General features: G+C 55.4%; 7 protein-coding genes and 1 CRISPR repeat array. Of the genes, 1 reads left to right on the top strand and 6 read right to left on the bottom strand.

Annotated elements, in window-relative coordinates:
* Positions 1–16: 16 nt before the first annotated feature.
* Entirely contained in the window at positions 17–760 is a 744-nt protein-coding gene (locus tag HMPREF2836_RS08355) for an S-layer homology domain-containing protein (protein ID WP_060824202.1), read from the bottom strand.
* A gap of 317 nt (positions 761–1,077) precedes the next feature.
* On the opposite strand from HMPREF2836_RS08355, the gene HMPREF2836_RS08360 reads away from it, so the two are divergent.
* Positions 1,078–2,418 (top strand): glycosyl hydrolase family 28-related protein, encoded by a 1,341-nt coding sequence (locus HMPREF2836_RS08360; RefSeq protein WP_070630070.1) that lies wholly within the window; start codon positions 1,078–1,080, stop codon positions 2,416–2,418.
* A gap of 114 nt (positions 2,419–2,532) precedes the next feature.
* Here HMPREF2836_RS08360 and HMPREF2836_RS08365 read toward each other — a convergent pair whose 3' ends face one another.
* The 5 genes from HMPREF2836_RS08365 to HMPREF2836_RS08385 all read right to left on the bottom strand — a co-directional run bounded on the left by HMPREF2836_RS08365 (position 2,533) and on the right by HMPREF2836_RS08385 (position 10,412).
* Entirely contained in the window at positions 2,533–3,879 is a 1,347-nt protein-coding gene (locus HMPREF2836_RS08365) for a glycosyl hydrolase family 28-related protein (RefSeq protein WP_070616277.1), read from the bottom strand.
* Positions 3,880–4,466: 587 nt separating this feature from the next.
* Positions 4,467–5,465, bottom strand: coding sequence for a bile acid:sodium symporter family protein (locus HMPREF2836_RS08370; RefSeq protein WP_012902746.1), 999 nt, complete (start codon positions 5,463–5,465; stop codon positions 4,467–4,469).
* A 200-nt stretch (positions 5,466–5,665) separates the two neighbouring features.
* Positions 5,666–7,312 (bottom strand): M48 family metallopeptidase, encoded by a 1,647-nt coding sequence (locus tag HMPREF2836_RS08375; RefSeq protein WP_070630071.1) that lies wholly within the window; start codon positions 7,310–7,312, stop codon positions 5,666–5,668.
* A 380-nt stretch (positions 7,313–7,692) separates the two neighbouring features.
* On the bottom strand, positions 7,693–8,646 hold the full coding sequence (locus tag HMPREF2836_RS08380) for a hypothetical protein (protein WP_005507657.1): 954 nt from the start codon (positions 8,644–8,646) through the stop codon (positions 7,693–7,695).
* A 629-nt stretch (positions 8,647–9,275) separates the two neighbouring features.
* Positions 9,276–10,412 carry an acetate/propionate family kinase gene (locus HMPREF2836_RS08385; RefSeq protein WP_070630072.1) on the bottom strand — a complete coding sequence of 379 codons (1,137 nt, stop codon included), beginning with the start codon at positions 10,410–10,412 and terminating at the stop codon, positions 9,276–9,278.
* A 218-nt stretch (positions 10,413–10,630) separates the two neighbouring features.
* A CRISPR array of direct repeats spans positions 10,631–11,086; the repeat unit is 28 nt; unit sequence GGCTCATCCCCGCGCATACGGGGAAAAC.
* Positions 11,087–11,088: the final 2 nt, after the last annotated feature.

Here is an 11,088-nt window from a genome sequence, read left to right on the forward strand (position 1 = left end):
GCGTATGCATCATATTTTATTTGTGGGTTCCGACAACCTGGTACCCGGAAGTATGAAAATCTCGAATCATTGAATATACCGTCCTCCTGTCAAGGATGGTGGTGGGTTTAGCGGTCTTGAGATTATCCGGTTCGTTTTCGTTAACGGGTACCTTGGGGTACGGAGCGATAGCTACGGTGTACCAGGAAGTTTCTTTCCAGAAAGGTTTTCCGATGGGGGTAATATCTTTAGCTGCGTAGTTGTAATGTTCCCATGTGCGGTACCACAGCTTTTGTGGGCTACCGGCAGCACGGTAGAGGAAAGCGATGACGGTGCTGGTAGTTGCATAATCATTGGGATGGAACTTGCCATCAGACCAGCCACTTGTAATTCCCTCACGTGATGCCCAAATAGCAAGAGGGTAGGTTGGGTCATAGGTCTCCACGTCTGCGTATGGGGATACTTCAGGTAGGTTTTTGACTTCAGGGTATCCTGCTAGACGGTATAAAGCAGCGATAACGTCCATTCTGCTGGCAGAACTATTGGGAATTTCGTAAACGCCTGTAGAAATCAAGCCATTACAATATGCCCAGATATCTGCTATCTGGCCGCGTCCGTATTGCTTATCCAGGAGACAGTCACTAACTGCGCCAGTATAAAATTTACTGGGGTTGCGGTAGAGGTTGTTCCCTTCCGCATGTGCGGGGAGGGGTGCCAGCATCAAGGATGCGGCAATGCCTGCTACCCCCAATGCTTTGAGGGGGCGAGGGAGGGGGGTCATGTTACTCTCCAGAAATCGGTGATGTGAGAACGACATGTTGAGTGAATCAGCTAAATACTAGCACCACATTAAGGAATCTGAACCCCGTTGTATGTAGGCAATGTGTCACTTGCATCTTTGCCTGTCAGAGATTAAAAGGTGAAAGTATAATCCTCACCTTTAGGATTTATAAAAAATAACCCTCATGTAGAGGATGACATGAATTTATATCTAAGTGCATAAATACTCCATTGATTTCTCGGATATTGCAGTAAACTACCCATATAAGCTGCTGACTAGCAGATATATTCACTCACTACTTCTTGAATTGAGGATTCATGGCCTCTGAGAAAACAAGCCCTATGGCGGTCAATGTTCTTAACTATGACGCTGACCCTACGGGGGCTAAAGATTCCACCGCCGCTATTCAAAAAGCTATTAATGATGTAGCGGCACGAGGCGGTGGCTCAGTGGAGATTCCTGGTGGTATTTATCGTGTCACCTACCCCTTCATTGAGTTGAAGCATCGTGTAGAGGTGTTTGGGCACGGTCAGGCAACCCGCATTATTGCCACGGGTGAGAAAACCGTTGAATTTACAACTGGGGTTTTCCACACGGGAACATATAGCGTACCTATGACAAACCCAAATAAGGGTGAAAACAAACCTATGCGTATGGGCGTTCGAGACTTATTTATCCGTACAAACCCGTCTAATCTGTCTCTCTCAGACCCTAATGGATCATTTTGGAAGGAGCTTCATACGACTCCTCTTATGCCCAAGGTCGTAGGAGTCCTGTTTCATACTGAGATGCCAGATAAATCCTCAAATGAACCTGATGCTGTTCCTTTACTTTCTAACGTTGAAATCTGGGGTACTGATATTGGAGTAGCTATTCTCGGAAAAGACGACCAAGGTATGAAGGTGCACGATCTCCGTATCCGAAAGGCTCTCCGTCAAGGTTTACTAGTCGGCAAGCCTGTTGGTCATCCGTTGCGAAAGTCTAAAGACCAGAACGCTGATGGTGCGGACAATAAGTTCTCCATGATTGACGTCTCTGGGACAAATCAGTCCGGTGGTGTATACGCTGGCATTGAGGTGTACGCTTCCCAAACGAAATTTGAACTCTCCAGCAGCTGGTATAACCACCGCACCCTCCCTAAAAGCACTATCTACTCTCCTGAGAATGCTCATGCTGGTGCTGGGTGGCTCAACCGTGGTGAACGAAACATGTACATTGGTTGCACCGCCCAGGAAAATGGGGGCCACGGCTGGGTTCTGCGTCTCGGTAAAAGCCAGTTCATCGGCTGTCTAGGTGAGTCCTCCAGCTTTCAGGGAGCTTCGGTAGGAGGTCAAGCACAACCGATGGAGGCCGCGAATTGGTACATTATGAACGGAGCAACGGGTTTACGGCTTGTGGCTCCACGCTCACATAACCCTAAAGACGATCGCAATGCTTCACTGTATGGGTTTTATATTGAGGGTGGAACGAACGACCTGCAAATTATTGGTGGCTCAGTCATTGACGAGCGAATGAGCGAGAGCAACCTGAAGAATCGTAGGGTCTGTGTGACTGGGCGCCCTGGCAGCCAAGTCATCTTGCAGATTGATAAGCTACGATACCAAAAATTTACTCCTGACAGCCTTACAGAACTCCCTGGTGGTACCTGGGTCTACTAATTTACAAAATATTTAAACGCTTGAGGGGCGGGGATTACTCCCCGCCCCTCAGGCGTATGCGTTTTAAGATTTTGTGGTCACGAGCCTCAGCTCGTAGAGCCTAACCCGCGAGGGTTAGCCCATGAACACGCCGTTGCCGCGCTTCTCCAGCTGCTTCGGCGCGAAAGTCGCGTGGCGGATGTGGTCCACCTCGATGAGCACGTTATCGCCCATAGCACCGGTCACGTGAACACGGCGGCCAATCATGTTGTTCTCACCAATACGGTCATCCTTCGCGGACGCAGTCGTAATGTGCATATCGCGAATGTTGTTCTCAATGTAGAAACCGTACAGGGAAGCCTTCGCCCAGCTGTAAGGGTTGTGCGAACGAGGAGCCACAAAACGGCTACCGCGTGCGTTACGGCCAATGTACCAGTTCGCCGCCTCGTCACCTCGAGCAGCGCCGGTAACAGCGTCCTGGAAGCTCGAAGACTCACCCAGGCAACCAATGAACTGGTTGTTACCCCACTCCACGAGCCAGCCGTGACCGGCGTTCTCCTGGGCGGTGCAGCCAATGAACATGTTACGGGTGCCCTGAATGAACCAGCCTGCACCCACGTGGCGGGTCTTCACCTCGTACAGGGCGTTCTTACCCTGGTTGCGCTTGTTGAACCAGCTGGTGGACGCCTCGAACTTGGACTGAGAAGTGTAAATCTCGATACCCGCGTAGGTGCCGAAGCTCATGTTTGCATCAGAGACGTCAATCATGGAGAACTTGTTATCTGCCGCGCCGGGGGTGTCACCCTCACGGCGGCGCAGCGGGTGGCCGACAGGCTTGCCGACCAGCAGGCCCTGGCGCAGGGTCTGGCGGATGCGGATCTTGTCAATCTTCATGCCCTGGTCGTCCAGGCCCAGGATTGCAACGCCGATAGCGGTGTCCCAGATTTCGATGTTGGACAGGGTGGGCACTGCGTCCGGCTCGCCGGGGTTAGCGTCCGCAATGCGGGTGTGGAAGATGACGCCTGCAACGTTGTCGACGGGCTGGGTGTGCTTCTCCAGGAAAATCTGGTTGCTCTTAGAATCCAGCGGCAGGTTGTACTTGTTGGTGCGGATGAACAGGTCACGCACGCCCATACGCATGGGCTTGTTCTGGTTGGTGCCACCGCTCATGGGGGTGGTGTAGCTACCGGTGTGGAAAACGCCGGTGCATTCGTAGCTACCGTTCTTAGACGACGGGATGCTCTTGTCGGTGAAAGCGACGATTCGGGTTGCCTGACCGTGGCCGAAGATCTCGACGCGGTGCTTCATTTCGATGAAGGGGTAGGAGACGCGGTACATGCCGCCGGGAATCTCCACAGAGCCGCCGCCCTGCGCAGCAACATCATCGATAGCCTTCTGGATAGCACTAGTGGAATCTCGTACGCCGGTGGGGTCAGCGTTGTACTTGGAATCGCATACGTTCACGCTCATGATGGTAGCCATGGAGTGTCCTCTTTCTTGGCGGATACAAACAGCGATTAGCGCATAGATAGAATCTAAGCGCGTCATTAAGCTGAGTGTATCCAGTTGTGTTTGAGTGAATAAATGGTTTTGAGCTTCCTTCCGGTTGAGTGAGTGAGTCTCTTCCGGTGTGGGATGCGGGCGGGGAGTGAATCCGCTGCATCAACGCTCGTGGGCGGTGTGAGGGAGTGAATCTCAACCGTTCCCATGTGAGTCATAAATTCTTGCATACAGGATGCGAATCTGTCTAACCCACGACAAAACATTCTAGGGCAAATTTGGGGCTTTTTCGCCGCTCAACGCCCGATAGTGTTGATTGTCTCCTCGGTCACTTTTATGCAATAGAGTGCACATACCCCACAAAAACCCAACTGACCAGTACAAATACCACATTTTGCACATAAATGCACTAGTCAGGGAATTTTTGGCAGTGCGCGCCATATCACTTCATAAACCGATTGATACGGCCCAAAGTCCCCCATTAAAACCCCTCATCAGAGGCTTATCTCACAGGCTCAGAGGCCCCCAATAGCACCCGCCGAGCACCCCGGCAGATAGGGTTCAAGCCCCTACTGAACTTCCTTCGCGGAGGCGGCACCCACCACATCCAAGCGCGCATAGCGGCCCGCAAGCCAGGTACAAATCATCAACTGAACCTGATGGAAAATCATGATTGGCAGCATCATCAGACCCAGCGAGCCCGCACCAAAAATAATGATCGCCATCGGCAGGCCAGCCGCCAGCGACTTCTTCGAACCGCAGAACTGAATCGTAATGCGGTCGGCACGGTTGAACCCCAGGCGCTTAGCCAGCTGGTCGGTCAGCCACAGCATGAACACCACAATAATCGCCATGAGCACGACCAGCAGCACAATCTGCCACCACGCCACGCGCGTCCACACACCCTGCACCACCGAGGCAGAGAACGCCGAATACACAATCATCATGACCGAGAACTTATCCAACCACTTGGTGGTCGGCTTCTTGGCGAACTCCCCCACCCAGCGGCGCGTCAGCTGACCGAGCACAAACGGCAGGAACAGCTGAATGGCAATGTCCAGGAAGACCGTTCCGGAGAACTCAATATGGCCCGTGTTCATCAGCATCATGGCGAGCAGCGGGGTCGCCACCACACCCACAATCGAAGAGAGCGAGGCGCTCACAATCGCCGCCGCCACGTTACCGCCGGCAATCGAGGTGAACGCAATCGACGCCTGCACGGTCGAGGGCACAAAGGTCAAGAACAGAATGCCCATGTACAACCCATCACCGAGCACAAGACGTAGCGGTGAAAGCGCCAAACCGACCAGGGGGAACAGCACGAACGTGCAGCTCAGAATCATCAGGTGCAGACGCCAGTGGGTCAGGCCGCGAATAGCCTCCGCGGTGGAGAGGCGAGCGCCGTACAGGTAGAACAGCAGGGCGACCGCGAACTTCGTTCCGGTGCTGAACCAGTCGGCGAAGTCGCCGCGCGCCGGCACAATAATTGCGAGGATAACCGCGCTAATGAGCATGGTCAGCAGCGGGTCGAGCTTGATAGAGCGAAGTGATGAAAGCATGCTGTCCATTCTATGCCTGCGGCATGCGGCGGATGCAGTGGCGGGCGCCCCTTCTCACCTGGGGGTCACGCAGGGAGAGCTTAGGAGTGTGCAGGAGGCGGTTAACAACCGAACCCGCCGGAGCGCCTAGGCACCCCGACGGGTTCGTGAAGGTTATTGAGCTGTGCGGCTCAGATGAGGCGTTCAGAGCGCACCCGGGTGGCTACTGGCTACTTCTTATCGCCGTCGAAGCCGTAACCGTACGAGCCACCCTCAGAGGAGCCGCTACCGTACTGGCCGTAACCGTACTGCTCGGGAGCAGACTGACCATTAGAAGACTGACCGCTGGAAGGCTGGCCATTAGAGGGCTGCTCAGGTGCGGGCTGGCCTGCACCGTTCTGGGTTGCACTGTTCTGGCCTGCGGGAGGCTGACCGAAGCCGGGCTGCTGACCGTAGGCAGGCTGATTGGTTGCAGGCTGACCCGGTGCGGGCATCTGCGGACCACCGGGAGCACCCGGCGCCGGCACGCCACCGGCGGCAGCGTACGCATCCCAACGCTGGCCGTGGAAGGCACGAGCCTGCTCGGTGAGCCAGCCAGCGAACAGCGTAGAGTTCGCATCGAACGCGGGGGCGTTCTCGGGCTTGGAGTACACGTCCACGGTTTCCAGGGTGTGGTCTGCCCAGGTGTCCTGGTGTTCACGCATGAACTCGGTGGACTGAATCGGGTCAGGCCACATGTGCACCGGCTCAGACGCCGGAATCAGGACAGGAACGCGCGGTGCGGCGTCCTTGACCGGGTTCTCCGTCGGGCGCCAGAACAGGCGGCCCGGCTGGGTGCGGTCACGCAGCGCGTGCGCACGCCAGGTGAGAATCGGGTGGCTTGCCAGCAGATTCACGTACCAGACGGCAAGACCGCGGTCGGTGACGGCACGGTCGGCAAGCTCATCGAAGTTAACCTGCTTGTTCAGGTACTTACCTGCCGCAAGCACCTTGACAGCACCCTCAGCACCCTCGGGGCAGAAGCGGTAGCCGAAGTTGTCGGCGGTGTACTCCTGCGAGCGGGACAGTGCACTCGACAGCACCGGAATCTGGTTGAACAGCGTAGTGAAAATCAGACGGAAGTAACCGACGTGACCTGCGGCGATGTGGCCAACCTCGTGGCCAATAATGAAGCGCAACGCCTGCGGGTCACGGGACTTACCACCGATCTCGAACAGGTCAGAGTACAGGCAGATGTAGCGGCGGAAGCCGTGACCTGCCGCGAAAGCGTTCATGGTGCCGTTACCGAGAACAACGTAGGCATCCGGCACGCGGCGCAGGCCTGCCGCCTCCGCTGCTTCGGCGAGCATCTGGTACGCCTCAGGGAACTGGGTCGGGGTGATGCGCACACCGCGAACACGCTGCTGCGCGTAGTAGATTGCACGAACAATGAAGATGGCAATCGGGCCCAGGATGAGCAGACCAACCGTCTGGAAAATCAGGTCTTCCAGGCTTGCGGAGGTGCTACCGGAAGGTACGCGAACCGAGCCTTCACCGGTTGAGCTGAAGACGTAACGCATCATCGAGCTGAACAGGTCAGCCAGCGCCATGAACAGCACAATGTAGCCGACCGCGGTGACGGCGTAGGCGGCGACCAGCCACGGAATTTCGGAGGGGTGACGCAGCGCGTGCAGCACCTTCGGCGGCAGCATCGACTGGTAGGCGAAGAGCTTCGGCTGGGGCAGGGGGCTGACCGGCTTCTGGCGCTCGTCTTCGGGGAGCCAGCCGGCGGAGAGGTCCTGCGGGAGGGGCTCACCGGGGGCACGGAATGCCTGCTGGCCGGGCTGGGCGTTGAACTGCCCGCCGGGCTGCTGGTGGTTTTCAGGAGGTTGAGTCATGTCTCGTCCGCTTCGTATCGAGTGTTATCTGATTCCACTCTATCGTTTTTGGGCACTTACTAGTGAATGTGAATGCGCTTTTTCTCACGGAACGCTCACCACTTCTCATCTTCCCTGCAATAGCCCGCCAAGAGATACAATGCTTAGCTTTTCTCCCTATTGATGCATGCAGAGGGGCCGGTTCCGCACACGTGGTGCGGCCCGGCCCCTCCAAAAGTTGACAGAAGAATAGCGTCTACTTATTAGGGACACCACTCCCTAATACACTAAAAATCCATCAACTTTATACTCAAATAAACATCACAATATATAAATCTCAATCCAAGATTGAAGTAGGTCGAATGGGTCACTACTCCATTCAGACCTAATGGAAGCTGATATTAAACAGCTGCCGAAAGATAAGTGACAGTACCCCAGGGGGAAGTCACAATAACGCGGTACTGCACCGGAATGACCTTTGCCGACTGATGCGCGGGGTCACCGTAGGTGTGCTTACGCAGGTAGGTCATGTACGACACAACGTCTTGACCAGCATTGGGGTGGGTAATGTTAGCCATCACCTGAATGTCCCAGGACCAGCCGTCGCGGCCTTCAGCAGTCGTGTAGTGCTTACCGTATGCGTAAGTCCACAGGGGGCTGTTTTCCTTGGGAGGACGGGGACCATCCGGGAAGTGCAGGTAGTTGTACTTACCGTGAGCGATGTAGGTAGAGCGGCTGCCCTTGTAGTTGTCGTTGAGGCGAACAACCGGGGGGTTTGCGCCCTTGCCCTTGTAGCCTTCGGCGTAGTACATGTTGTTCTTGCGGTTTGCGTCAGACTCACCGAATGCGAAACGGTCCGCACCGGTGGGGGTCGGTGCATAGGAGACGTCACCTGCAACGTTCTCAACACGAACGTTGATGATAACGCCGCCACCAACGCCACCAACGCCGTCCTTGGAGGTGTAGTCAGGGGTGTCCTTGCCGTTCGGGGGGTAAATCGGCGGGAAGTCGCTCACACCCTCGTAACGACCCCAGGGGTAAGCAAGCTTATTTTCGGGGGTGGTGTTGTCGATGAAGTAGGTCTGCGGCTGGGGGCTGCAGTTGGAGGTGGGCATTACTGCCCATTCGTATTCTTCATTCACGGTACCCTTGTAGCGGCGACGGTTGGCACGTTCACCCCAGGGCACGGATACGATGGTGCCGTATTCGCAAGGGTTCTTGGATGCGGCGTAGGCGGGCACTACGGCGGTTGCTGCCACAACGGGCGTTGCCCATGCTGCACCCTTGACCAGGGTACGACGGCCCATCAGCTTTCCACTTTGTTCGGAGTGGCTCTTAGTCGAGTGAATATCCATTACCAAGTCTCTCTCAATTGGAATGAGTTTTGCACATTGATCCACTTTATTTCTGCATAAAATATACAGATATAAAAGTTATCGCAGTATGTGTTTAACGTACAGTTCAGAGTGTGCTCTCAGAATTCTTTTGCGGCTATAAGTCCGCTTCAGTTCTTTTCGATGAACACTCGTTATATGAACACGCTTTATATGGAATCACAAAAATTTGTATTTATTGTTTCATATTGTGCAACAACTTGGATCGATAAAAAATTCCTAACAGAATTAATCTAGGATTATCAATCTTTTTTCACCTTCAACCTCAACTTCCATCAATGTTGGAATGTTGCGAATCAATGCACTCAACCCCCCCCCTGCATAACTTTCCCAAGCAAGCAAAAAATTTACACTTTATGCAACACCCAAGCCCACATTTTTAATCAACTTTCATTCTTGTTTCCAATGTGATGAATGACACATATGTAATACGTACTACATTGGCGTAATGTTGCATTGTAAAGTGAGTTGAATCATATGCATTTACTCTAACGGATGTTCAAAAACAAGTCCGCTGCAACACCCGTACGGAACGGGAACTGCAGCGGACTGCCTATATTCAACCGCCTATACGGCGGGGTGCGTGGGGCTTAGAGGCTCTTGACGAGTTCCTCGGTAGCCTCAGCGATAGCCTTCTCCTCGTTGGTGGGGATGACCAGCACCTTGATAGCGGAATCCTCGGTGGAAATCACGCGCGGCTCGGGGGAACGCTTAGCGTTCTCTTCCTCGTTGTACTTGATACCGAGAGCGCCGAGGCGGTCCAGGACCAGCTTGCGGAAGTCGCCGGAGTTCTCACCGATACCAGCGGTGAAGATCAGTGCCTGCGCGCCGCCAACAACCAGGTTGTAGCCGCCAATGTACTTCATCAGGCGGTAGGAGGTCATGTCCAGTGCGAGCTGTGCACGCTCGTCGCCGGACTGTGCGGCCTCAACGACCTTACGCATGTCGTTGGAGCCAGCCAGTGCGAGCAGACCGGACTCCTTGTTCAGGATGGTGTCCAGGCGTGCACCGTCAATGCCCTCACGAATCAGGATGGTGGTCAGTGCCGAGGGGTCGATGTCGCCGGAGCGGGTACCCATGATCAGGCCAGCCAGCGGGGTGTAGCCCATGGAGGTGTCGACGGACTTGCCGCCCTTCACAGCGGTTACGGACGCGCCGTTACCGAGGTGAGCAACGATGCCGTTGAACTCGTCGCGTGCAATGCCGAGCATGTCAGCTGCAACGTGGGAGACGTACTCGTGGCTGGTGCCGTGGAAGCCGTAGCGGCGGATGCTGTACTTGTTAGCCAGGTCGTAGGGGATCGCGTAGCGCCATGCTTCTTCAGGCATGGTGGAGTGGAACGCGGTGTCGAAGATAGCAACCTGCGGCAGGGAGGGCCACTTGTGCATTGCTGCGCGCATGCCCTGAGCGTGTGCGGGGTTGTGCAGCGGTGCCAGCGGGGAGAGGTCGTCGATCTGCTGGACAACTTCCTCGGTGAGCAGGGCGGGGTGGGTGAACTTCTCTGCACCCTGCACCACGCGGTGGCCGACTGCCTGCAGCTCACGGCCTGCCAGGACGGGCTCAAGCTTCTCAGACATGATGTCGAATGCGACTTCGTGGTTGGGCACGTCGGTGCCGATGTTTTCGACGAGGCCGGAGGTCAGCATCTGCTCTGCCTCGGGCAGGGAGGTGTCACGCACCTGGTACTTCAGGGAGGAAGAACCGGCGTTCACAACGAGAATAAGCATGAAAGTATCTTCTTTCGTAGTTTTCTTTTCTGCTCCATTCTCGCACTTTTCGAGCCTGCGTGCGAGACGGCCCCGGCTGTGTTTTTAACGGGGGTTTTTACTAGGGGTGACATCGAGGGGCAGGAGGCGCGGGATTGGTGAGGTGCCAAAAGCTACCGGAGGATGAATGGTTAGGCGCACGCCAGCTACTTCTGCAAGTACACAGCCCGGTACCTCTCTATTTATCCCCGCGCATGCGGGGAAAACGGGCCGGTGAGCTGGGACCAGCTGCGTGAAATGGGCTCATCCCCGCGCATACGGGGAAAACCTGAGCCTCACGCTCAGCGAAGGCGCGCGCCTGGGCTCATCCCCGCGCATACGGGGAAAACGCACCGAGTCAATCAGGGTTTTATTCTGAGTTGGGCTCATCCCCGCGCATACGGGGAAAACGTCGAACTCCCTGCCCTTAGCACCCAATTTCGGGGCTCATCCCCGCGCATACGGGGAAAACGCCTACTGCCGAATGGCAAGGCACCTGACACGCTGGCTCATCCCCGCGCATACGGGGAAAACTTAAAGAGCATGAAGACGAGGTACGCGCCCGGCGGCTCATCCCCGCGCATACGGGGAAAACCAGGGCACTTTCCGATAGGTGCAGAGGGCGTAGGGCTCATCCCCGCGCATACGGGGAAAACGC

Source organism: Rothia sp. HMSC065C12, from assembly GCF_001812085.1.
GTDB lineage: Bacteria > Actinomycetota > Actinomycetes > Actinomycetales > Micrococcaceae > Rothia > Rothia mucilaginosa.

Bases quoted from the DNA above. Each gene is read 5' to 3' on its own strand.
- HMPREF2836_RS08355 (WP_060824202.1), bottom strand. From the start codon at position 760: ATGACCCCCCTCCCTCGCCCCCTCAAAGCATTGGGGGTAGCAGGCATT.
- HMPREF2836_RS08360 (WP_070630070.1), top strand. From the start codon at position 1,078: ATGGCCTCTGAGAAAACAAGCCCTATGGCGGTCAATGTTCTTAACTAT.
- HMPREF2836_RS08365 (WP_070616277.1), bottom strand. From the start codon at position 3,879: ATGGCTACCATCATGAGCGTGAACGTATGCGATTCCAAGTACAACGCT.
- HMPREF2836_RS08370 (WP_012902746.1), bottom strand. From the start codon at position 5,465: ATGGACAGCATGCTTTCATCACTTCGCTCTATCAAGCTCGACCCGCTG.
- HMPREF2836_RS08375 (WP_070630071.1), bottom strand. From the start codon at position 7,312: ATGACTCAACCTCCTGAAAACCACCAGCAGCCCGGCGGGCAGTTCAAC.
- HMPREF2836_RS08380 (WP_005507657.1), bottom strand. From the start codon at position 8,646: ATGGATATTCACTCGACTAAGAGCCACTCCGAACAAAGTGGAAAGCTG.
- HMPREF2836_RS08385 (WP_070630072.1), bottom strand. From the start codon at position 10,412: ATGCTTATTCTCGTTGTGAACGCCGGTTCTTCCTCCCTGAAGTACCAG.